Source organism: Paraburkholderia sp. 22099 (assembly GCF_052045835.1).
In the GTDB taxonomy this organism is placed as follows: domain Bacteria; phylum Pseudomonadota; class Gammaproteobacteria; order Burkholderiales; family Burkholderiaceae; genus Paraburkholderia; species Paraburkholderia terricola.
Window position 1 is genome coordinate 34,830 of record NZ_JBQEPU010000001.1, and the last position, 21,667, is coordinate 56,496.

Consider the following 21,667-nt stretch of genomic DNA (forward strand, 5'->3'; position numbering starts at 1 on the left):
GCTTCCCGGCTGGCTTGCCTGTCTTTCCGTGTCGAGGGCCCGCGCCCCGTGAAGGCGGCGCGGACCCGTCGACGCCGTCGCGGCTTAGCGCGTCAACTGCTTCAGGTAGAACAACGTCTGCACGCTCGGCAAGACCTGCTGCAACACACGGTTGAAGGTGGTCGAGGCGGCGGTGCCCACATACACGACATCCATCGGCTGCAACTGGAACTGCGACGACAGCATGATCGCGTCCGGCTGCGTCATGTCGAGGCGGTACACGTCCGGCGTGGTCGGCTTCTCGCGCATGCCGCGCATCACGAAGATCTGCCGCGGATTGGCGTCGGTGTCGAGAATGCCGCCCGCCTGCGTGAGCGCGTCGGCGATCGTCAGACGGCCCTTCAGCATCGGCACCTGGATCGGCGTCTTCACTTCACCCATCACGAAGATGCGGCTGTCGCTGCGGTCCGGCACGTTGATCACGTCGCCGCCTTGCAGCATCACGTTCTGCGTGGTGTCGCCCTTGTCGAGCATGCGGTTGGCGTCGAGCACATAGAGCTTGTTGTTGCGCGTGAGACGCACGCGCTGGATGTCCGCGTCGCCGGTCGAGCCGCCCGAGCGCGTGATCGCGTCGACCAGCGTGAGCGGCACGTCGCTGACGGCGAGCGGCCCCGGCGTCTTCACCTCGCCGGTGACCTGCACTTTCTGGCCGCGGTACGACAGCACGCGCACGTCGACCTGCGGATTGCGGATATAGCGCACGAGGCCCGATGCGAGCTGATCGCGCAGTTCGCCCGGCGTCTTGCCGGCGGCCTTGATGCGGCCGACGAACGGGAAAAAGATCGTGCCGTCGGCGGCGATGGTCTGGCCGTACGGATCGGCCTGGCCCGGCAGCGCGGCCGTATAGGGCTGCTGCAACGCGCCGGCGACGCTTTGCGTGGTGTTGCCGCCGGAGGACAGCGTGCTGCCCTGCGGGGTGGTCAATTCGGGGTGATCCCACACGGTGATGCCGAGAATGTCCTGCGGCGACAGACGGTACACGTACTGCGACGGATCGCTGAAACGCGAGGTCGGCAGCACCTGGGTCGCGGCGGCGGCGGCTTGCGCCTGCGCGGCGACCAGCGGGCCGTCGATCAGATGGACCGGATAGGTTTCCGCGGCCTGGCTCTGGTGCTGGCCGTCGTCTTTCAGACGGGAGGTGTCGAGATAATTGCCAGGTGCGGTGGCGCAGGCCGACAGAAAGGACGTCAGCAAAAGCGAGGCGGCGACTCTCGACTTGAAACGCGTCGAGTCGAAGCCCGTCGATGTGAAGTTCGCAAGCGAGCTTGCAGCGGTTTTTTTCATCAGCATATTTTCTTCAGCCATCCCATGACCAGATGTTCGATGAGCACGAGACTCTCCCTATAAGTGGTTTCCGCGCCGCCGTGCGGATCGGCGACGTCGGAATCGGCCTCCCACTTGCCGAGCGGATAAACCTTGCCGCGCGAGGCCGGATCGAGCGCCTCGACCGCGCTCACCTGCGCGCGCTCGCTGACCAGCACCAGATCGGCGGCGCGCACGAGTTGCCGGTCGAGACGTCTCGAGTAGTGGATCCCGGAGGCGACGCCCCGCTCCGCGAGCAGGCGCTGCATCACCGGGTCCATGCCGTGGCCGTTCACGGCACGGATGCCCGCCGAATGAAACGCGATCGGCGCTGATGACGTGCGCGACGTCAATCGCTGCCGGGCCTTGAACAGCATTTCGGCGGCAGGCGAACGGCACACGTTGGCGTGGCAGACGATCAGAACGTTGGCGAACATAGCGGACTCCCTTCGGGTGAGACGCTTCGTGACGGCGCGTTGGCGTCGACGGCCTAGCGGCCGGTCTCGGCCGTGGCGGCCTCGGCGACGAGCGGCAAGCCGTTCGCGCCGACCTTCGCCGGCGCGTTGCGCAGCGCATGCTGACGGCCGATCGCGTGATACTCGATACCGAGTTCCAGCAGCGCGTCCGGTTCGTACAGATTGCGGCCGTCGAAAATCAGCGGCGTCTTGAGGATCTGCTTGAGCGCGTCGAAATCCGGGCTCTTGAAGACCTTCCATTCGGTGAGGATCACCAGCGCGTCGGCGCCCTCGGCGGCTTCCATCTCTTCCGTCGTGAACGTGAGGCGCGCGTGCTGCTGCGGCACGTCCTTCAGGTCGAGCGCGAACACGCGCTTCGACTCGTCGATCGCGACCGGGTCGTAGGCCTTCACGCGCGCGCCGCGGCGCAGCAGTTCGGCGATCAGCGGACGGCTCGGCGCTTCGCGCATGTCGTCGGTGTTCGGCTTGAACGCGAGACCCCAGATCGCGAACGTGCGATCCGACAGGTCCTCGCCCAGACGCGCGACGATCTTGTGCGCGAGCACTTTCTTCTGCGTGTCGTTGACGGCTTCCACCGCTTCGAGAATGCGCAGGTTCGCCTTGTGATCGGCGGCCGTGCGGATCAGCGCCTGCACGTCCTTCGGGAAGCACGAGCCGCCGTAGCCGCAGCCGGCGTACAGGAAGTCGTAGCCGATGCGCGGATCGGAGCCGATGCCGCGGCGCACGGCCTCGATGTCGGCGCCGACGCGGTCGGCCAGATTGGCGAGTTCGTTCATGTACGAAATGCGCGTGGCGAGCATCGCGTTGGCCGCGTACTTGGTGAATTCGGCGGAGCGCACGTCCATGTACAGCGTGCGTTCGCGATTGCGGTTGAACGGCGCGTAGAGGCGCTTCATCAGTTCGCGTGCTTTTTCGCCGGGCACGTCCTCGTCGCAGCCGAGCACGATGCGATCGGGCCGCGTGAAGTCCTCCACCGCCGCGCCTTCCTTCAGGAACTCGGGATTGGAGACCACCGAGAACATGTGGCTCGCATTGCGCGCGGCCAGTTCTTCCGCGATCGCTTCGCGCACGCGCGAGGCGGTGCCCACCGGCACCGTCGATTTGTCGACGATCACCTTGAAGCCGGTCATGTGGCGGCCGATGTTGCGCGCGGCGGCCAGCACGTATTGCAGGTCGGCCGAACCGTCCTCGTCCGACGGCGTGCCCACCGCGATGAACTGAATGTCGCCGTGCGCGACCGCGGCTTCGACGTTGGTCGAGAACTTCAGACGCCCGGCCTTGCGATTACGTGCGATGACCTCCTGCAGACCCGGTTCATGGATCGGCACGCCGCCGTTGTTGAGCACGTCGATCTTGCGCTGATCGACGTCGAGACAGAACACGTCGTGGCCGATGTCGGCCAGACAGGCGCCCGTCACGAGGCCTACGTAGCCGCTACCGATGATCGTCAGGTTCATGTGTTACCTCGGAGGTTGGGTTGGTTCACAAATAAAGTTCGGGGCCACCGCAAGAAAACGCCGGGCCGGCAAGAAAACGCCGGGCCGCCCCAGGTTTTCTCGCACCCCCTCGGGGGGCTGGCGCGCAGCGACAGTTGGGGGCCGACATCAGTACGCATTGCTGCCCACGAAGCCCTTCCACAGCGTCAGCACGACGATCTTGATGTCGAGCCAGAAGGTCCAGTGCTGCATGTAGTACAGATCGAGCTTGACGCGGCCCATCATCTTTTCGATGCGGTCGGTTTCGCCGCGATAGCCGTTGATCTGCGCCCACCCGGTGATGCCCGGCTTGATCCGGTAGCGGTGCATGTAGCCCTTCACCAGATCCTTGTAGATGTCGTCGTGTTCGAGCGCATGCGGACGCGGGCCGACCACCGACATCTCGCCGCGCAGCACGTTGATGAATTGCGGCAGCTCGTCGAGGCTCGTGCGCCGCAGGAACGCGCCGACCGCGGTGATGCGCGGGTCGCGGCGCGTGGCCTGGGTGATCTTGCCGGCCTCTTCCTGATGGATGCGCATCGAGCGGAACTTGTAGATCTCGAACTGATGGCCGTCGATGCCTTTTCTCTTCTGGCGGAAAAACACCGGGCCCGGCGAACTGAGCTTCACCATCACCGCGATCACGATCATCAGCGGCGACAGCGCGGTCAACGCGGCGAGCGCGAACAGGCGATCGAAAATGCGCTTGGGCAGCACGCGCAGATCGGTGATCGGCGAGGCGGCCAGGTTGATGGCCGGCACGCCGAGCAGATCGACCATCGGCTGGTTGAACAGCGTGAGGCTGCGCACGTCGGGAATGAAGCGGATATTCACGAAGTCGTTGCGCAGGTCCATCACGAAGCGGTGAATCGCCTTCTCTTTCGAAATCGGCAGCGCGAGCCACAACTCGCGAATCGCGCGCTGGCGCACCAGTTCGAGCATGCGCTGATAGTCGCGCTCGACCGGCACGCCGTCGATCGCGTCGCCCGCATCCGGGTCTTCGTAATGGTTGATCGTGCCGTCCTCGTCGAACACCACCACGGGGCTAAAGCCCGCATCGGGGCGGCTGCGCATCTGCTCGATCAGAAACCGCCCATACGGCGCGCCGCCGACGATCGCCACCGCGCGCTGATTGAAGCCCTCGCGGCGCAGACCGCGCAGGATCGAATACACGATCACCTTGGTGACGATCAGCAGCACGATGGTGGCCAGCGCCCAGTACGCGAGCCACAGCCGCGACAGGCTGTCCGAGCGGTGCAGGCTGAAGCTGATCAGAATGCCGGTGACCTCCACCAGCACCCAGCCGCCGGCGACGCGGCACAGCAGGTCGTACAGCGGCTTGCCGCGCCATGACTGATAGATGCCGAGCGCGGGGAAAAACACCACCACCAGCAGGCAATCGAACGCGAGCGACACGCTTTGCATATCGTCCAGCCACACGAACTTCCCGCTGTGCGCGGCCGCCGCGAGGGCGGCGCCCAGCGCGACCATGGCGATGTCGATGATTCTCGATAGAACGCTCAGCATGCGTGGCCCCTCAGTTCGTCAGTCAAGTGCCATCCGTTGTGGTTGATTAATTCCGTCATGCACTTCGGTCCGCCGCGCGACGCACAACGCCGGTATCCGCGTCCGGCCAGATAAATGCGCGACGCGAAATGAATTGAACCGGTGCTAATTGCTCCGCCGTTTTCCTTTCCAGACAATGACTGGAACGGCTGGCTGGAAAATGCGTGTCGGAATGAGTGAATACCCTTGTACAGGTATAGATAAAGCGGTATTAAAATTCGCGCCGCAAGCCTGCAAAAAATCTCAAATTGTATCGGTCAAAGTTTCGGTATTTTTTCCGACTTTTGTTCGGCAATTGTTACCGGATTTAGCGTTGGAACGGCGTATTGCGCGCCTTTCCGTCGGCCTATGCGGTGGCTGCCGAGCGTTTCCTACGAAGCTTACAGCGGCGCCTTTCGTGGTTATTCTGCCGCATTGTCGGGTGTAAAAAAATGGCCCATGATTTTTTTCGGGTAATTTTTCTTTTTTAGAACCTGAGCCGACATTTTTTCTTCACGAAACAGACGATTTTTATTAGCGGATTTATATAGTTTCTATTTAACGCGCTTTTATTGATTCCAGAGTTCATGATAAAACTCGACGCATTCACCCCAGCCTCGAGGAGTCCATCATGACAGCTCCGGTCACGGCCATCCCCGCCGACACCCGGTCCACGCAAGCTACGCCCCTGAACGTCAAGCTCAAGGTTCATCCCGTGATTCTGGCGGGCGGCTCCGGCACGCGCTTGTGGCCGATGTCGCGCGAACAGCATCCGAAGCAGTTGATCGGCCTGCTCGGCGAGGATTCATTGCTGCAATCCACCACGCGCCGCCTCGACGGACTTGAGGCCGGCTATCCCGTCACCGGACAACTCGTCGTGGTGGCCAACGAAGAGCAGCGCTTCACCACCGCCGAGCAATTGCGCACGAGCGGCAAGCCGGCCCGGCTGATTCTCGAACCCGTCGGGCGCGACACGGCGCCGGCGCTCACGGTGGCCGCGCTGTCGGTCGCCGCGCAGGACGAGGACGGCATCATGGTCGTGATGCCCGCCGATCACGCGGTCACCGACCTCGACGGCTTTCACGCGGCGGTGGCCGTCGGCGTGAAGCACGCGGCAGCCGGTCATATCGTGACGATGGGCATCGTGCCGACCCGCGCGGAAACCGGCTATGGCTACATTCGCATCGGCGCGGCGCTTGTCGGTGCAGCCGACGAAGCTCAGGAAGAAAGCACCGGCAAGATCGAGGTGCATCAGCTCGATCGCTTCGTCGAGAAGCCGCATCTGGAACTCGCGCAGCGCTACATCGAATCGCAGGAATACTGGTGGAACAGCGGCATTTTCATCATGCGCGCGTCGACGTGGCTGAAGGCGATCCGCCACTTCCAGCCGGCGATTTTCGAAGCATGCGAAGCGGCCTTCGCGGGCGGCAAGGCGGACGGCGACTTCTTCCGTCTGCAACGCGATGCGTTCAGCGCGTCGCCGTCGAATTCGATCGACTACGCGGTGATGGAGCAGCTCGGCAACGATCAGACCGCCGCCTCGGGCGTGGTCGTGCCGTTGCAGGCGGGCTGGTCGGACGTGGGTTCGTGGGACGCGATCTGGGACATCTCCGACAAGGACGCGAGTCAGAACGTAGGCCGCGGGCGCGTGATGTTCGAAGGCGCGAACTCCACGTTCGCGCATTCCGAGGGACGGCTGATTGCCTGCGTGGGTACGCAGGATCTGGTGGTGGTCGAAACGGCCGACGCGATTCTGGTCGCCGATAAATCGCGCGTGCAGGACGTCAAGAAAATCGTCGGCCGGATTCGCGAGGACGGCGGGCTCGAAGCGGCCAACCATCGCAAGGTGCATCGCCCGTGGGGCAACTACGATTCCGTCGACACGGGCGAGCGTTTCCAGGTCAAGCGCATCGTCGTGAAACCGGGTGCGCGGCTTTCGCTGCAAATGCATCATCACCGCGCCGAACATTGGATCGTCGTGCGCGGCACGGCGCTCGTCACGCGCGGCGAAGAGCGCTTCATCGTCTCCGAAAACGAATCGGCTTATATTCCGCTGGGCGTCACGCATCGTCTCGAGAACCCCGGCAAGATGCCGCTCGAAATGATCGAGGTGCAGTCCGGTTCGTATCTCGGCGAAGACGATATCGTGCGCTTTGACGACACTTATGGACGTCAATGAGGGACGCCGGTCAGGGACGTCGATGAATCAATGCCAGTGACGAGTCACAACGGATGAAACGGGAACCTGCGGCGGTTGCTCCTACCGGCCGCGGGGTGCTGCGCTCATCCCGCGTGCGAGATGAGTTCTGGGTACGACGAAAAACGATCTGACGCACTGTTCTCGCTGCTTGCGTTCGTGCTGGCCGGTTCGCCGGGATAGCGGCGCAAGGGTCCGCGGAATGCATTGAGCGGACCGTGCAAAGGCGCGCCGTGATTCACCGCGACAGGCTCCGGCACATGACGCATGGGCGGCAAGGGACGCGCGGGCGCCGGCGCCGTTGAACTCACCGCAGGCGCGGGCACCACATTCACCGTCGATGCCGGCTCCGGTGCCGCCTGGGTCGCTTGTGTCTGGGCCGCCGCGAGCGTGCCGCATTCACGGTCGATCCACTGCCGCGCCCATTCAAACGCGTACTGCTCCGCTTCTTCGGCATGCGCGAAGCGTGGACCCACGAGACCGGAGCGCTCGATGCGCTTGCCGTCCTTCATGATTTCCGCCCATGCGCGATACATCTCATTGGGCACCCGCTCGGCCGCGATGTAGATCTGATAGCCGCGCCGGTCGGCGATCTCGGTGCCGCGTGGCGCGAGACTCATCGACAGCGGCGTGCGTTGATCCGCCTGTTCATGCGCGTGGCGTGCCGACACAACGGCCGAATTCAAGCCGTTCATGGCCGCGCCCACCGCGCCCGCTTCGTCCATGCGCGGCAGACCGGCTCGCCACACAGGCCGTGCCGCCACTGCCGCCGCGCCGTTGGACGCCGACTGCATGCGCGACGGCGCGGCCGGCGGCACCACGGCTGGCGCGGTATCGAGCCCCGCCAGTTGGCGCGTGATGTCCGCGATCGGATCGGCCGAACGCCAGTTACCCGCATGATGCGACGTGCCATTGGACGAGCCCGGCGCTTGCCACGACTCGGGACTCTTCCAGGACACGCCACGCATGTTTTCGTCACGCGTGCTGGGGGTTTCCGTGACCGGTGCCGCGGGTTTGGCCGCGACGGGCGGCGCCGGTTGGGGGACGTACGCGAAGGTGCGCCCGGTTTGGGATAACAGCCGAACCATCTCGAGCAGCGTGCCGTTCAATTGCCATTCTTCAAAACGGCGCCGGCAGGTAGGACCCGACGGATAGCGGCCTGGCAGTTTCGACCAGGGCTCACCGGTTGTCAAAATCCACAGGACGGCATTCGCCACGATGCGTGGTTCGGCGCGGGGCCGGCCGCGTCGGTTTAGACGGACGGCCGGCTCATCGGAGACGAGCGCTGCCAGCAGCGCCCATTCGTCATTGCTTAGCTCATCAAAAAACATTTGGATTTTCTCCACGCAGCCTGGCCAGGCCGCGGCTTTGGGTCAGCCACGGATTCAACTTTCACGATCCATGTGCGACCCTCGGTTGCACAAATATGTCTTGGACGTTTTGCTGGCTGGTCAATACCGCCCTGTCTTAGTGCGGTTTGTCCCTATTGCGAAGCACAAAACGTGGTCTCACTCGTGCATGGGAGAATTGTGCACGAAGCATACCATCCCCAGGGTTTGCGTGAATATGACTGAGACAAGTGTTACGGATGGAAACAAACTTGTCCTTTTTGCTGCGTCATTCCACGCATTGCCGTAACAGAACTACTGTCCATTCGGGCGATGGAAAAGGTTGCTGCGCAGCACAACGTTACGACTATCTAAACGAGTTGCCTTGGTAAATCTGTTGCCCAGACGGAACGCGATTTCAATACATTTTGAGTGAATGTCGAAGAGGCGCGCAACACCTCGGACGCATCTTTTCGACAGCGCGCGAACAGCCGCCTGTACGCCGCCGCGCGCGCGAGCAACGCCCACGCAAAGCGCCGGCTTCGCGTTCGACGACACCCGCGCGGGCCGGCGCAGGTTTCTAGCGCACTGGCTTGGCGGCGCCCTCGCCCACCACGGTCGTCCATTCGCGCACGCGCCATTGCGCGACCAGACCCGCGCGAACATACGGATCGGCCTCGGCAAAGGCTCTCGCGGCAGCGGGCGAGTCGCCCTGGAAGAGCAGCAAGGCGGTGTCCGCGGGTTCGGTCAACGCACCGCCCAACAGCAGCTCGCCGCGTTCGACTGCCGCCCATGCGAGCTTCAGATGTTCGTCGCGATACGTGCCACGCCGTTCGAGATAGTCGGGCACGAGGTCATACATCAAGAGGTAGTGCATGAGAGTCTCCCAAGGCTTGCTTGCAAGAATGGATCAGTGACGCACCGGGCACATGTCGAGTCTAATAGACGCCAATGATCACCAATGGATTTTCTTCCGATTTACTATTCACGTGCGCCCGCAGCAATCCGAAATGCATACTTACGCCTTTCATCATTCGGTGTGAATGCCGTTGATGTAATTCATGCGAATTCGCCGCGACAATTCCTCTGCGTCGCATGACATGATTCGGCGCTGTCGCGCTTGCTCAAATCATGGGACGCACGCGGCCTCCGCCATGGCAGGCGTAAGGGAATACCACGGCGCGCGCGTGTCAACCAGAACGCGCCGTCCGCCGTTGTGGCAGACAGTATTTGCCATAATGAACGTGCCGAGCGGCTCTGTTGCGGGCTGTTGCGTGTGCGCCCGCGCGCCTGAACAACCACAAAATGTCTCACCACCCATGGAGTGTCACATGAAGATCCAATCCGCTATCGCTACGCTGGTGCTGGGCGCGGTGCTCGTTTCGCCGGTGTTCGCACAGAACAGCCAGCAGACCAAAATGGCCGACTGTAACAAGCAGGCAGCCGACAAGAAAGGCGACGAACGCAAGGCCTTCATGAAGAATTGCCTGTCCGCCAAGCCCGCGGCCGCGCCGATGACCCAGCAGGAAAAGATGAAAGTGTGCAACACGCAAGCCACCGGCAAGAAAGGCGACGACCGCAAGGCGTTCATGAAGAGTTGCCTGTCGTCCGCGCCGGCCAACCAGGCCGTGCAATGAGCGATGCGCAATGAATGCGACGGAATGAATCCGGCGCGAACGTCCGGCATTGAGTCGCTCATCGATCCAACAGGGCCGCGCCTTTCTCCGGCGCGGCCCTTTGCTTTGTGCGCCCTTCTTGCAACGCTCCGTGCGCATCAACGCGCGCATCAACGCACGCACCAACGCACGCACGAACGTGCCGTTTTTCTTCTATGATGGCTGCGGAGACGGCCCACCCTCAATACAACATCAGACGGGCCGCCATCTTGTCGTTGGTGCTGCAGGGCATCGATCGGAGGCAAGGATGGTATCGAAGCATAAAAACCGCTGGTTAAGGCGGTGGCTGGTCGTCATCATCTTCTGGGCGGTGCCCGTGGCGATCGTTGCGGTGAACGAGATCAGGGAGGAAATGGCGTACAACGCCGTCGACCTCGATCGCGCGCTCACCACCTGGAATCTCACCGACGCGCAACGCGCCGCGGGCGCGGCCGCGCGCTGCCACGGCAAGCCCGACGAAGCGCAAGCCGCCGGCTGCCCGGCCGAGGTGCTGGCCGCCAATGCGCCGCGTCAGCAGGACGCCCGCAATGAATACGGCGTGCGCCGCACTACCCTGATGGCTTATCTCTGGCATGCGTTCGTCGGCTACTGGGTCGTGCCGGCTATCGCACTGTTCCTGCTCGGCGTGCTGATCGGCATGATTCGCCGCGCGCTGCGGCGGCCGCCGGCGGTGAAAAGCCCGGCGAATCACGGATGACGGCGACTGCGTCGATAGTCGCTGCGCGCTGGCGTCGTTGCATTCGCGCGGGCGCCGGATCAGCGTCACGAAACACCGGTTCGCGGCGCAGAAGCAACACTTTCAATTGAATTGCAACCGGAATCGCCGGCGCGAAAAATCGGTAAAAACGGGCATGCGGTTCGGTCAGGTCCTTTCGAGCGTGGCGCGGATCGAGTCTCGACAGCCGCCCCGGAAAGCCCATTCGAACTCGCTGCCGGAGCGCTTCGAACGGTGTTTTCGATGCAGGTCAAATTTACATCACGATGCCTTGCGATTAGCCGCAAAGCCCCGCCACACAAGGCTCTCCGCCTGCCGGCGAGGCGTCTTTCCAGGTCCGCATGTGATATAACTCAAAGGGCAACCCCGGCAACATCCAACGAGGTTGCGCCCCGGAACCATGACGGAGAAAAACGATGCAAAGACGAAACTTCATGTTGAAGACTACCGCTGCGCTCGCTTTCGGAGGCCTTGCACTCGCCGGCTGTACGACCACCGGCGGCGGCAAGCAGGGCACGTCCTCCACCGATACCTCCAAACGCCAGTCGATCGACGCCAGCGTCGACGGCACCATGTCGCGCCTCTATACGACGGTGAAGGGTTCGCGCGAACTCGTCGCCAAGGCGCGCGGCGTTCTCGTGTTCCCGTCGGTCCTGCAAGCGGGCTTCATCGTCGGCGGCCAGTACGGCGAAGGCGCGTTGCGCGTGGGCGGCAGCACGGTCGGCTACTACAGCACGGCCACGGGATCGTTCGGTCTGCAGGCAGGCGCGCAATCGAAGGCCATCGTCTTCCTGTTCATGACGCAAGACGCGCTCGACAAATTCCGCAACGCCGACGGCTGGTCCGTGGGCGGCGACGCTTCCGTCGCACTGGTGAAGATGGGCGCCAACGGCGCGATCGACACGAACACGGCCACGGCGCCGGTCGAGGTATTCGTGATGACCAATGCCGGCCTGATGGCCGACCTGTCGCTCCAGGGCACCAAGGTGTCGCGCCTGAAGATCTGAGCGCGCGGTGAGTTTGCCGGTCCGCGGGCTGCGGCGGATCCGCCGGTTCCGTTAGCGGCGGCAGCGGTTCAGACGCAGCCCGCGGACGCGACCATTGCACGTTGCATCCCGCGCACGCGGTGCCTGCGGGTCATGGAGCTTTGTGTTCGGCTCCCGATGCGAGCCCTCATGCCGGCGATGCGACTATCCCCAGCGAAGCGGCAATAAAAACGGCGATGCGCCTTGCACATCGCCGTTCTTTTTATCGTGCCGCGCAAGGCGGTGGCCGCTTTATCAACCCGGCCCACTCCTGCGCCATGTCCGCTCGCCTCAACTTCCCGACGTATCGATCACCTTGAAGCGCGAACGCTTCTGCGCGCGAATCACCGACTGATACGCATCCACATACTGCTGCGCCATCCGGTGCGACGTGAAGCGCTCCTCGAAGCGTTGCCGCACGCCCGCGCGCGGCATCTTATGGAGGCGATTGACCGCCGCGACCGCGCCGATCTCGTCCTCGACGATAAAGCCGGTCACGCCGTCTTCCAGCACTTCGGGCACCGAGCCGCGATTGAACGCGATCACCGGCGTGCCGCACGCCATCGCCTCGATCATGACGAGGCCGAACGGCTCCGGCCAGTCGATCGGGAACAGCAGCGCATGCGCGCCGGAAAGGAACTCGGCCTTCTGGTGATCCGCGATCTCGCCGATGAACTCGACATAGGGCAAGTCCAGCAACGGCCGGATATCGCGTTCGAAGTACTCGCGATCGGCGGCATCCACTTTCGCGGCGATGCGAATCGGCATGCCGCAGCGGCCGGCAATGCGAATCGCCGTGTCGACACGTTTTTCCGGCGAGATGCGGCCGAGAAACGCGAGGTACTTCTGCTCGACGGGTTGTGGTGTGTAGAGCTGCTCGGGCAAACCGTGATAGACGGTCGTGAGCCACCTGGCCTGCGGCAGCGGATGACGCTGCGCATTCGAAATCGAAATCACCGGCGCGGTGTTGAACGTGTCGAACACCGGCTGCTGCTCGGGCAAGTCGAGGCGGCCATGCATCGTCGTGACGAAGGGCGTCTCCTGGCGCTTGAACACCGAAAACGAGTAGTAGTCGAGGTGAAAGTGCAGAACGTCGAAGTTCTCGGCCTGGCGGCGCACCAGTTCCATCAGCAACATATGGGGCGCCACGCGGTCGCGGATGCCGGGGTCCAGACGCAAGGCGCGAGGCCAGACCGCTTCGAGTTTTGCGTTCGTGACGGAGTCGCCGCTCGCGAACAGCGTCACGTCATGGCCGAGATCGACTAGCGCCTCGGTGATGTACGACACGACGCGCTCCGTGCCGCCATATAACTTGGGCGGCACCGATTCGGTCAAGGGGGCGATCTGCGCAATCTTCATATTGTGTCTCCGTGAACTGACGGCTTGCGCGTGCGGCGGTGCGCGTCAGCGGCGCCGGGATGCCGGCGCCAGGTGCTTCCCGATCAATGCCGATCAATGCCGACCAGTGCGATCGCCCGCCGCGCGAGCGCGTGCATCACCGGCATCGAAGCATTATTCATCAAGGCGCAACAAAAAGCCGCTCGTCTTGCATTTCCTCGGTGCTGTTACATTCAGCTTACATCCGCCCAGGCACCGAACGGCGACGCTCTCTAGCGAGCCGGCCATTTCCACGCCGGTAAATCGCGATCGTCCGCGTCCGCGATACGCGTCGCGCCGAAGTGCTTCTCCAGCACGATCGAGCGGCTGTCGTTCTCGCGCTCGAGCGCCGCGATCAGCCGCGCCGCGTGCGACACCACCAGCACCTGCGAATGCGTTGAAGCGCGCGCGATCAGGCGCGCGAGCGCCGGCAGCAGATCCGGATGCAAGCTCGTCTCCGGTTCGTTCAACACCAGCAGCGCCGGCGGACGCGGCGTCAATAACGCGGCCACCAGCAGCAGATAGCGCAAGGTGCCGTCCGATAGCTCCGCGCCCTTTAACGGTCGCAGCAGGCCGTGTTGCTGCATCGTCACTTCGAAGCGGCCGTCCTGCGTCGCGATGTCGAGGCGCGAGCCGGGAAAGGCGTCGTCGATTGCCGCATCGAGCGCGACCGGGTCGCCGATTTCACGGATGGTTTGCAACGCGGCGGCGAGGTCGGCGCCGTCGTTGGAAAGCACCGGCGTATGCGTGCCGATTTGCGGCAGGCGCGCGGCGGCTTCGGCGTCGGTGCGGAAGTGGTCGTAGAAGCGCCACGAGCGGATCTGTTCGCGAACCGTGATCATCTCCGGCGCGGTGCGCGGGTCGGAGAACTCCGTCATCATGCTGTCGAAGCTGGCGACGGGTTGCGGAACGGCTTGCCAGTCGCGACCGTCGCGCGTGTGGATCGCGGGGCCGCGCCGATCGACCAGCATTGCGGCCGGGCGCAGCACCGGACCGCTCCAGATGCATTCGCGTTTGATGATCGGGTCGAGCTGGAAGCGGCTGTTTCCGGGCTGCGGCAGCCCCAGGTCGATCGCATAACCGAAACTGTCGCCGGAAAAGCCGAGCCGCAGACTCACCGGCTCTTTGCGGCGCGTGCCTTCAACCGCAAATTCCCCATCCAGCACCGCACGCGAAAAACGCTCGGGCCCAGCCCACAAGGTGGACTGCAAACCGCCCTCACGCGCGAGCGACGTGATCACTCCGCCGCGCGCGGTCTCGGCGAGCAGACGCAGCGAGCGATATACGCTCGACTTGCCGCTGCCATTCGCGCCCGTGATCACGTTCAGCCGGCCGAGCGGCACGATCAATTCGCGCAGCGACCGGTAACCGGCGATGGCCAGGGTCGTCAGCATGCGCGCCGCCTTCGGTCAAACGCGAGCCGCGACGCGCCCGCGACACGCACCCCGTATCCATGCGTCATCATCCATGCCCGCCGCCCTTGCCCGGCGTCTGCACCGGCACACTGCGTAAATCGCGCAGGAACGTATCGCGCCACACGCCGAGATCGTTCTTGCGCAGCGCCGCCATGTTGATCTCGTGACGCCGCTGACGCGCGTCGAGCGGCATTTGCAGCGCGCGCTGCAAGGCTTCGCACATGCCGATCGCATCGTGCGGATTGACGAGCAGCGCGCCGCTCAACTCGGCCGCCGCGCCCGCGAAAATCGACAGCACCAGGACGCCGGGGTCGTCGGGATTCTGCGCGGCCACATACTCCTTGGCGACGAGGTTCATGCCGTCATGCAAGGGCGTGACGAAGCCGATCTGCGACTCGCGAAACAGCGACATCAGTTTCCAGCGGTCGTACTGCTGGTTCAGATAGCGGATCGGCGTGTAGTCGAGGCCCGAATAGCGCCCGTTGATGCGCCCTGCCTCGTACTCCAGGTCCTGGCGGATCTTCTGATAGGTGGCGACGTCCGAGCGCGTGGGCGGCGCGATCTGCACCAGCGTGACGTTGCCGCGCCACTCGGGCGAGCGTTCCAGCAGATGCTCGAACGCGCGGAACCGCTCGACCAGTCCCTTCGAATAATCGAGCCGGTCCACGCTCATGATCAGCTTGCGGCCCTCCAGACTCTGCTTCAGATCGAGCACGTGCTGGCGGCTTTCGTAGCGCTTGGCCTGTTCGGCGATTTCGTCGGGAAACACGCCGATCCGGTAGACGCCCGTGCGCAGCTTGCGGCCGAATGCTTCGACGAGGCCGTCCGCGCTGACCGTGCCGCGCGCATGACGCGTCACGTAATCGTGAAAGGCGAGTTCATCGGTCGCGGTCTGAAAGCCGAGCAGGTCGTAGCACGACAGCGACTTCACCAGTTCTTCGTGCGGCGGAATGTTGAGCAGGATCTGCGGCGCGGGAAACGGAATATGCAGGAAGAAACCGATGCGGTTCGTGATGCCTTCGGAACGCAGCGCTTCGGCGAACGGGATCAGATGATAGTCGTGAACCCAGATGATGTCGTCCGGTTCGAGCAGCTTGATCAGCTTGTGCGCGAGCCATGCGTTGACGCGCCGGTAGCCCGCGTATTCCTCGCGCTCGTAGCGCGCGAGGTCGTTGCGGTAGTGGAACACCGGCCACAACGTCGCGTTCGAAAAGCCGCGGTAGTACTGGTCGTAGTCCTTGCGCGTGAGGCCGACGGTCGCGAACGTCACCGCGCCGTCCTGTTCGAGCGTGGGACCGGCGTTGGCGACGGTTTCGCTGACCACGTCGCCGCTCCAGCCGAACCACACGCCTCCCGCGTCCTTTAGCGCGCCGAATACGCCGACCGCGAGGCCGCCCGCCGACCCCTTGGTTTCCGTCGGCGTTGCGACGCGATTCGACACGACGATCAGTCGGCCCATGTTCGTTGCCCTCCTTGGTTCGCACGGCTTTGAGCGCGGCCTCGCTTCGACGGCAGGAAGCGAAGCGAGTGAAGCGTGGCGCGCCATGCCGCGTCAGGTTCGTCAATCAGTGGGCGGTTCGACCACGTGGTGCCCGATCGGTTGCACGCAGTTTCACGCACGCGCCGCCCGGCCGCGCTAGGCGTTCTCCTTCACCTTGCGCGACGGCTCGGGCACCGCCGGACGGCTGCCACGACTTGCGACCGGATCGGCTTCGGTGTGCGCGGCGGTGCTGCCGGCCGGCGTGCGCGCACCGCGCGGCACCCAGTCGAGCGGCTCGCCCTTGCCGTTTTCGAGCTCCGCCGACACTTCGGCACGCGCGCGCGGCAGGTACTGCGGATAGTGCTTCTGAATGAAGTCGAGGAGCCCCTCGCGAACCCGGCAGCGCAGGTCCCAGTTCAGGCCGGAATCGAGCGAGCTGACGAGCGCGCGCAATTGCATCGAGCGCTCCGTGCCGTCGGTGACTTGCAGCACCTGCACGCGGCGGTCCCACTCGGGCGCGCTCTCGACGATGCGCGCGAGTTCCTCGCGCAGCGGCGCGAGCGGCATCCGGTAATCGACGTAAAGAAACACGGTGCCGATGATCTGCGAACTGCTGCGCGTCCAGTTCGAAAACGGATTTTCGATGAACCATTGCAGCGGCACGATCAACCGCCGCTGATCCCACAGACGCACCGACACATACGTACCGGTGATTTCCTCGATGCGCCCCCACTCGCCCTCGATCACGACGACGTCGTCCAGACGAATCGGCTGCGACAAGGCGATCTGCAAACCGGCGATCAGATTGCCGAGCACCGGCCGGGCGGCAATACCGGCAACCAGACCGGCCACGCCCGCCGACGCCAGCAGGCTCGCGCCGATCTGCCGGACATTCGGAAACGTCATCAGCGCGCCGCCCACCCCGACGATCACGATCACCAGCATCACCGTGCGCGCCAGCACCCTCGCCTGCGTATGGATGCGGCGCGCGTGCAGATTGTCGGCGGTGTCGAGCGGATGCGCCTGAATGATCGCCTCGCCGATGGCCGCCGCCGAGCGCACGGACAGCCACGTGAGCGCGCCGATCAGCGCCATCGCGGCGGCGTCGCGCAACGGTGCGATGAAGCGCAGCGTATCGGGCGCTTCCCACCACACCGCCTCCAGCGCGAGGATCACGAGGACGAACAGCGACGGCTTGTCGATGTAGCGCAGCACCACGCTGGTGAGCGGATAAGGCCGCGCGATGCGCGTCACGATGCGCGCGCCGACCCGATGAATGCCGATGCCCAGCAGCACCGCGACGCCCGAGACGATCAACGCGCCGAGCCACGTATGCAGCGGCGCTTCGGCGATACGGCTGAGTTCGTCGAGAGTAGGCAGGTAGCGCATGTTCCTCCTGACTTGGAATATCGGACCACGGAATCGCCGGACCGCGACGCGAGAACGCGGCGCGTGCGGCACCCTGCGCACGGCGAAAGAGGCGGCAAGGCGCCCGCGACGCGGGCGCGAGCCCGAAAGCCCCGTCCCGCTGATGATACTGACACGCCTGAAATAAACGCGGCGCGCCGTCTATGTTTCGATTGCCCGGGCCGCGCCTGGCGGCCCGTTAACCCCGGCGTGGGAGGCGTCAGCCGTCGTTCGGATCAGCTTCCGCTCTTGCAAGGAAACGCCTTGCCGAGTCCCAACGAAATCGCCGTGCTGGCGTTGTAGCCCGCGACGATCGGATTTTCCGCGATGTACTTGCGCACCGCGTCGGTCAATTGGGCCGAGCGCGCGTCTTGCGGCAGGCAGAAGTACTGGCCGACGCGCGGCCCAGTGGTGCCGCCGATCGCGTCGATGGTATTGAAGATGCCGTCGGCGGCGCCTTCGATATAAGCGGCGCACGCGCTACGCGACGCCACGTCCGTCTTGGTGCACAGCTTGTTGAGGTCGCCTCCCGTAAACGCGAATGCCGATAGCGGTGCGGCAAGCGCGCTGGCGAAAATCAAAGCCCGCAGCATGGTGTTCCTTTCCAGTCGTTTATCACGCGGTCTGCTGCCGCGTCCCGAGGGCGCGCCACGCGGCGCGCCAAAGTCGTCATTCTGCACTGTTTTGCGAAGCGGCAGCAGGCAACAGCGGCTAGCTCAGGCGCTTTTACGTGCGCGGTGTTCGCGGCTTGCTGGCATGCAATCCGGCGCGCCGGAGCGCGGCGGCGCGGACACCGCCTCGCCGCGTCCTTCACTTCTGTTGCATTTGCTGCAGGCGCGCCGTCAGTCCCTCGACGACGTCCGGCTCTTTATAGGTCTTCGCGAAATCGAGCGCGCTCAGGCCGATCTGGTTCTTCACCGTGAGGTCCGCGCCATTGTCGAGCAGCAGTTTCACCGTCGACACATGACCGCCGCGCGCGGCCATCATCAGCGGCGTCGTGCCGTTGGGCGAACCAGCGTCCACGTAGGCCGAGTGGTCGAGCAGCAGCTTGACGACGTCGTCGTGGCCGTTCGCGGCTGCGTAGTGCAGCGGCGCCCAGCCCTTCTTGTTGACTTCGGCATCCTTCGCGATCAACTGTTTGACGAACTCGATGTCGCCGTTCAGCGCGGCCATCATCATTGCGTTTTCGCCGGCCTTGTCCTGGATCTCGACATCGGTTTTAGGATTCGCGAGCAAGGCGGCGCCCACCTTGTCCGACTTCTCGCGCGCGGCCAACACCAGCAGCGGATAGCCCTGGTTGTCGACGCTGTTCGGGTCCATGCCCTTGGCGAGCAGCTTGTTCACGCCGTCGACGTCGTCGAATTTGACCGACTTGATCAGCGAGTCGATCGGCGCGGCCTGAACCGGCGCGGCAAAGAGCGCTGTGAGCGCCGCGCAGGCCAGCGTGGCCGCGAGCGCCATGCGGGCCACATCGCGCCGCGCCAAGGCGGGAGCGGTTCGCGTGACTGGAATCAGGGGAAACGCTGCGTTCGACATCGGATTAGTTCTCATATTTTGCTTTAGGAAACTTCCCTATCCACTTGATATTTATGATTTTTAGACTCAAACCCCGGCGGATGCCGGGATCTTGAAGAGCCGGAAGAAATTCTGCGTGGTCGCGACGGCAAGCGCGGTATCCGGCATCTCGCGCTGTTGCGCGATGAAGCGTCCGACATGACTGACGTACGCAGGTTCATTCGGCTTGCCGCGATACGGCACCGGCGCGAGGTACGGCGAATCGGTTTCGATCAGCAAGCGCTCGAGCGGCACGCGGCGCGCGACGTCCTGCACGTCGGTCGCGCTCTTGAACGTGACGATGCCCGACAGCGAGATATAAAAATTCTGCGCCAGCGCCTGCTCCGCGACCGCCCACGGTTCGGTGAAGCAATGCATCACGCCGCCCGGCTCGCCCGCGCGCTCCTCGGCCATGATGCGCAGCGTGTCTTCCGCCGACGAACGCGTGTGGATGATCAGCGGCTTTTGCGTGGCATGCGCCGCGCGGATATGCGTGCGAAAACGCTCGCGCTGCCATTCCATGTCGGCGATGGTGCGGCCTTCCAGACGGTAGTAGTCGAGGCCGGTCTCGCCGATCGCCACCACCTTCGGATGGTCGGCCAGCTCGACCAGTTCGGCGAGGCTCGGCTCGCGCATGTCCTCGTGATCGGGATGCACGCCGACCGACGCGTAGACGTTCTCATACCGGCTGGCGATGTCCAGCACGGACGGCAGCGTTTCCAGATCGACCGACACGCACAGCGCGTGCGTGACCGAATGGCTGCGCATGTTCTCGAGCACCTGCGGCAGGCGGTCGGCGAGTCCTTCGAAGTTGATATGGCAGTGCGAGTCGACAAACATGAGGATGATGTCCTGCTAGCTAATGATCAAAAATGCGCCGGCGCGAATCGGGTGGCGAATCAGGCGGCAAATCAGGTGGCAAATCCGGTGTCGAGGCGCTTGCCGAGAATCACCAGATCGCGCTCCACGCCGTCGAGCACCGCGACGCGCGGCAGCGAGCCCCAGGTGTCGAAACCGAAGCCGCGAAACAGGCGCAGGCTCGCTTCATTGTGGCCGAAGATAAAACCCAGCACCGTATCGATGCCGAGCGCCGGCGCCACCGCGAGCGAGGCCGCCAGCAGTTGCTTGCCGAGGCCCTTGCCGCGCGCGCGCTCGTCGAGATAGATGCTGACCTCGGCCGTGCGCTGGTATGCCGGACGGCCATAAAAGTCCGAAAAGCTCAGCCACCCGATCACGCGGCCCGGCTGCCGCGGATCGTCGACGACCCACAGCGGACGCTTTTGCGGACCGTGCGCGTGGAACCACGCATGCCGGCTTGCCACGCTGACCGGTTCGAGGTCGGCGGTGACTTGCCGCGACGGCACGGTCGAGTTGTAAATGGCAACGATCGCGGGCAGATCGTCGAGCGTCGCATCGCGGTAGACAAGGCTCATGGTGTTTTGAGTGAGATCGAATTGGAAACAGCGTGGAAACGCCGTGCGAGCTGCCGGCCAAAGAGCGCCGCAGTGACCAACCTAAGTGAGCAACCTAAGTAACCAACCTAAGTAACCAACCTAAGTAACCAACCTAAGTAACCAACCTAAGTAACCAACCTAAGTCAGCAACCTAAGCGAACAACTCGCGATAACCGAGGAACAATTCCTCGAACACCAGCCGCGCATTCAACGGATGGTTCTCGACGGCGCGCTGGCGCGTCACCGTGCGCATGAAGCGCGCGAACGCTCCAGCGTCGGCCTGCGATGCGCAGCGCGTCAGCGCCGCCGAGGCTTGCGGAAAATAACGCGGCGCGCCGGCGGTGCGCTGCGCCAGCAAATCGTACATCCAGCGTTGCAGCCAGCCGAGCACCAGCGGCACCGGCAGCTTCTGCAACGCCTCGCCGCAGGCGAAGGCGTCGCACTCCGAACCGGCGGCCAATTGCTTCAGGGTCCAGTCGCGCAGCGCGCGGTTTTCGTCGCTCGCGAGCGCCAGCGCCGTGAGCGGCGCGCCGCCGGCTTCCGCCAGCAGCGCGGGTGCCTCGGCGATGCCTTGCGCGGTCAGCCACTGCGTTGCCGCTTGCTGCGCCGGCAGGCTCATCGGCCATTGGCGGCAACGGCTGATGATGGTGGGAAGCAGCCGGTCGACGCGCGCCGACACCATCAGGAACACGACGCCCGCGGGCGGCTCCTCGAGCGTTTTCAGGAGCGCGTTGGCCGCCGCGATATTCAGCGCCTCGGCCGGATACAGCACGACCACGCGCGCGCCGCCGCGATGCGAGCCGACGCCGACGAAGTCCAGCAGACCGCGAACCTGCTCGATCTTGATTTCCTTGCTGGGCGCGCGAGTCTTCTTGCCCTCGTCGGCGTCGGCCTTGTCGGCTTTTTCCTCGGCGGCGTTGCCGGCGCCGGCTTCAGCGGCCAGCGCCTCGGGCACGACGATCCGGTAGTCGGGATGATTGCCTTGCGCGAACCAGTTGCAGGCGACGCACGCGCCGCACGGCTCGCCGTTGGCCTGCTGCGCCTCACATAGCAAGCCCTGCGCGAGATGCTGCGCAAAGCGCAGTTTGCCGATGCCGGCCTGCCCATGAAGCAGCAACGCATGCGGCCAGTGGCCGCGCAACTGCTGCAGGCGGTTCCAGTCATCGGCTTGCCACGGATAAATCATCGTTTCTCTTTGAATT

The 21,667-nt window shown here is 64.1% G+C and carries 19 protein-coding genes; 4 read left to right on the forward strand and 15 right to left on the reverse strand.

Annotation, left to right across the window (positions count from 1 at the left end; all coding sequences use genetic code 11):
- Positions 1-84 precede the first annotated feature (84 nt).
- The 4 genes from ACTJLC_RS00130 to ACTJLC_RS00145 form a co-directional block, all read right to left on the reverse strand.
- Positions 85-1,329: a polysaccharide biosynthesis/export family protein gene (locus ACTJLC_RS00130; protein WP_374710259.1), complete on the reverse strand. Its 1,245-nt coding sequence runs from the start codon at positions 1,327-1,329 to the stop codon at positions 85-87.
- Positions 1,323-1,778, reverse strand: coding sequence for an arsenate reductase/protein-tyrosine-phosphatase family protein (locus ACTJLC_RS00135; RefSeq protein ID WP_073426642.1), 456 nt, complete (start codon positions 1,776-1,778; stop codon positions 1,323-1,325). The genes ACTJLC_RS00130 and ACTJLC_RS00135 overlap by 7 nt, the downstream gene beginning before the upstream one ends.
- Positions 1,779-1,831: 53 nt before the next feature.
- The gene (locus tag ACTJLC_RS00140) at positions 1,832-3,274 is read right to left on the reverse strand and encodes a UDP-glucose dehydrogenase family protein (protein WP_073426643.1); all 1,443 of its coding nucleotides are present in this window, start codon (positions 3,272-3,274) and stop codon (positions 1,832-1,834) included.
- A 147-nt stretch (positions 3,275-3,421) separates the two neighbouring features.
- Positions 3,422-4,819, reverse strand: coding sequence for an undecaprenyl-phosphate glucose phosphotransferase (locus ACTJLC_RS00145; protein WP_083083716.1), 1,398 nt, complete (start codon positions 4,817-4,819; stop codon positions 3,422-3,424).
- Between the two features lie 649 nt (positions 4,820-5,468).
- Here ACTJLC_RS00145 and ACTJLC_RS00150 point away from each other — a divergent pair.
- Positions 5,469-7,016, forward strand: coding sequence for a mannose-1-phosphate guanylyltransferase/mannose-6-phosphate isomerase (locus ACTJLC_RS00150; RefSeq protein ID WP_347143467.1), 1,548 nt, complete (start codon positions 5,469-5,471; stop codon positions 7,014-7,016).
- 104 nt (positions 7,017-7,120) lie between these two features.
- Here ACTJLC_RS00150 and ACTJLC_RS00155 read toward each other — a convergent pair whose 3' ends face one another.
- Positions 7,121-8,365, reverse strand: a complete 1,245-nt coding sequence (locus tag ACTJLC_RS00155) for a DUF6566 family protein (protein WP_440843124.1) — start codon at positions 8,363-8,365, stop codon at positions 7,121-7,123.
- 577 nt (positions 8,366-8,942) lie between these two features.
- Positions 8,943-9,239: a YciI-like protein gene (locus ACTJLC_RS00160; protein ID WP_073426647.1), complete on the reverse strand. Its 297-nt coding sequence runs from the start codon at positions 9,237-9,239 to the stop codon at positions 8,943-8,945.
- 454 nt (positions 9,240-9,693) lie between these two features.
- Here ACTJLC_RS00160 and ACTJLC_RS00165 point away from each other — a divergent pair, with 454 nt between their 5' ends.
- From ACTJLC_RS00165 to ACTJLC_RS00175, 3 genes are all read left to right on the forward strand, one after another.
- The gene (locus ACTJLC_RS00165; protein ID WP_083083713.1) at positions 9,694-9,999 is read left to right on the forward strand and encodes a PsiF family protein; all 306 of its coding nucleotides are present in this window, start codon (positions 9,694-9,696) and stop codon (positions 9,997-9,999) included.
- 286 nt (positions 10,000-10,285) lie between these two features.
- On the forward strand, positions 10,286-10,735 hold the full coding sequence (locus tag ACTJLC_RS00170; RefSeq protein ID WP_440843126.1) for a hypothetical protein: 450 nt from the start codon (positions 10,286-10,288) through the stop codon (positions 10,733-10,735).
- 434 nt (positions 10,736-11,169) lie between these two features.
- Complete coding sequence (locus ACTJLC_RS00175; protein WP_073426650.1) at positions 11,170-11,760, forward strand: BPSL1445 family SYLF domain-containing lipoprotein; 591 nt, start codon at positions 11,170-11,172, stop codon at positions 11,758-11,760.
- Between the two features lie 309 nt (positions 11,761-12,069).
- Here ACTJLC_RS00175 and ACTJLC_RS00180 read toward each other — a convergent pair whose 3' ends face one another.
- The 9 genes from ACTJLC_RS00180 to ACTJLC_RS00220 all read right to left on the reverse strand — a co-directional run bounded on the left by ACTJLC_RS00180 (position 12,070) and on the right by ACTJLC_RS00220 (position 21,651).
- Positions 12,070-13,137, reverse strand: coding sequence for a glycosyltransferase family 4 protein (locus tag ACTJLC_RS00180; protein ID WP_073426651.1), 1,068 nt, complete (start codon positions 13,135-13,137; stop codon positions 12,070-12,072).
- A 251-nt stretch (positions 13,138-13,388) separates the two neighbouring features.
- Positions 13,389-14,549, reverse strand: coding sequence for an AAA family ATPase (locus tag ACTJLC_RS00185; RefSeq protein ID WP_310128783.1), 1,161 nt, complete (start codon positions 14,547-14,549; stop codon positions 13,389-13,391).
- A gap of 67 nt (positions 14,550-14,616) precedes the next feature.
- On the reverse strand, positions 14,617-16,029 hold the full coding sequence (gene otsA, locus ACTJLC_RS00190; protein ID WP_073426653.1) for an alpha,alpha-trehalose-phosphate synthase (UDP-forming): 1,413 nt from the start codon (positions 16,027-16,029) through the stop codon (positions 14,617-14,619).
- Positions 16,030-16,206: 177 nt separating this feature from the next.
- Positions 16,207-17,439, reverse strand: a complete 1,233-nt coding sequence (locus ACTJLC_RS00195) for a mechanosensitive ion channel family protein (RefSeq protein ID WP_176035733.1) — start codon at positions 17,437-17,439, stop codon at positions 16,207-16,209.
- Positions 17,440-17,693: 254 nt separating this feature from the next.
- Positions 17,694-18,050: a Rap1a/Tai family immunity protein gene (locus ACTJLC_RS00200; protein WP_073426654.1), complete on the reverse strand. Its 357-nt coding sequence runs from the start codon at positions 18,048-18,050 to the stop codon at positions 17,694-17,696.
- Between the two features lie 217 nt (positions 18,051-18,267).
- The gene (locus ACTJLC_RS00205; RefSeq protein WP_440843129.1) at positions 18,268-18,993 is read right to left on the reverse strand and encodes an ankyrin repeat domain-containing protein; all 726 of its coding nucleotides are present in this window, start codon (positions 18,991-18,993) and stop codon (positions 18,268-18,270) included.
- Between the two features lie 66 nt (positions 18,994-19,059).
- The gene (locus ACTJLC_RS00210) at positions 19,060-19,851 is read right to left on the reverse strand and encodes a TatD family hydrolase (protein WP_310128789.1); all 792 of its coding nucleotides are present in this window, start codon (positions 19,849-19,851) and stop codon (positions 19,060-19,062) included.
- 71 nt (positions 19,852-19,922) lie between these two features.
- Positions 19,923-20,444, reverse strand: coding sequence for a GNAT family N-acetyltransferase (locus ACTJLC_RS00215; RefSeq protein WP_073426657.1), 522 nt, complete (start codon positions 20,442-20,444; stop codon positions 19,923-19,925).
- A 172-nt stretch (positions 20,445-20,616) separates the two neighbouring features.
- Complete coding sequence (locus tag ACTJLC_RS00220; RefSeq protein WP_310128792.1) at positions 20,617-21,651, reverse strand: DNA polymerase III subunit delta'; 1,035 nt, start codon at positions 21,649-21,651, stop codon at positions 20,617-20,619.
- Positions 21,652-21,667 lie beyond the last annotated feature (16 nt).

Excerpts from the sequence above, each read along its gene's own strand:
- ACTJLC_RS00130 (WP_374710259.1), bottom strand. The coding sequence starts at position 1,329 with ATGCTGATGAAAAAAACCGCTGCAAGCTCGCTTGCGAACTTCACATCG.
- ACTJLC_RS00150 (WP_347143467.1), top strand. The coding sequence starts at position 5,469 with ATGACAGCTCCGGTCACGGCCATCCCCGCCGACACCCGGTCCACGCAA.
- ACTJLC_RS00175 (WP_073426650.1), top strand. The coding sequence starts at position 11,170 with ATGCAAAGACGAAACTTCATGTTGAAGACTACCGCTGCGCTCGCTTTC.
- ACTJLC_RS00165 (WP_083083713.1), top strand. The coding sequence starts at position 9,694 with ATGAAGATCCAATCCGCTATCGCTACGCTGGTGCTGGGCGCGGTGCTC.
- ACTJLC_RS00160 (WP_073426647.1), bottom strand. The coding sequence starts at position 9,239 with ATGCACTACCTCTTGATGTATGACCTCGTGCCCGACTATCTCGAACGG.
- ACTJLC_RS00170 (WP_440843126.1), top strand. The coding sequence starts at position 10,286 with ATGGTATCGAAGCATAAAAACCGCTGGTTAAGGCGGTGGCTGGTCGTC.
- ACTJLC_RS00140 (WP_073426643.1), bottom strand. The coding sequence starts at position 3,274 with ATGAACCTGACGATCATCGGTAGCGGCTACGTAGGCCTCGTGACGGGC.
- ACTJLC_RS00215 (WP_073426657.1), bottom strand. The coding sequence starts at position 20,444 with ATGAGCCTTGTCTACCGCGATGCGACGCTCGACGATCTGCCCGCGATC.
- ACTJLC_RS00145 (WP_083083716.1), bottom strand. The coding sequence starts at position 4,819 with ATGCTGAGCGTTCTATCGAGAATCATCGACATCGCCATGGTCGCGCTG.
- ACTJLC_RS00205 (WP_440843129.1), bottom strand. The coding sequence starts at position 18,993 with ATGTCGAACGCAGCGTTTCCCCTGATTCCAGTCACGCGAACCGCTCCC.
- otsA (WP_073426653.1), bottom strand. The coding sequence starts at position 16,029 with ATGGGCCGACTGATCGTCGTGTCGAATCGCGTCGCAACGCCGACGGAA.
- ACTJLC_RS00155 (WP_440843124.1), bottom strand. The coding sequence starts at position 8,365 with ATGTTTTTTGATGAGCTAAGCAATGACGAATGGGCGCTGCTGGCAGCG.
- ACTJLC_RS00135 (WP_073426642.1), bottom strand. The coding sequence starts at position 1,778 with ATGTTCGCCAACGTTCTGATCGTCTGCCACGCCAACGTGTGCCGTTCG.
- ACTJLC_RS00220 (WP_310128792.1), bottom strand. The coding sequence starts at position 21,651 with ATGATTTATCCGTGGCAAGCCGATGACTGGAACCGCCTGCAGCAGTTG.
- ACTJLC_RS00185 (WP_310128783.1), bottom strand. The coding sequence starts at position 14,549 with ATGCTGACGACCCTGGCCATCGCCGGTTACCGGTCGCTGCGCGAATTG.
- ACTJLC_RS00195 (WP_176035733.1), bottom strand. The coding sequence starts at position 17,439 with ATGCGCTACCTGCCTACTCTCGACGAACTCAGCCGTATCGCCGAAGCG.
- ACTJLC_RS00200 (WP_073426654.1), bottom strand. The coding sequence starts at position 18,050 with ATGCTGCGGGCTTTGATTTTCGCCAGCGCGCTTGCCGCACCGCTATCG.
- ACTJLC_RS00210 (WP_310128789.1), bottom strand. The coding sequence starts at position 19,851 with ATGTTTGTCGACTCGCACTGCCATATCAACTTCGAAGGACTCGCCGAC.
- ACTJLC_RS00180 (WP_073426651.1), bottom strand. The coding sequence starts at position 13,137 with ATGAAGATTGCGCAGATCGCCCCCTTGACCGAATCGGTGCCGCCCAAG.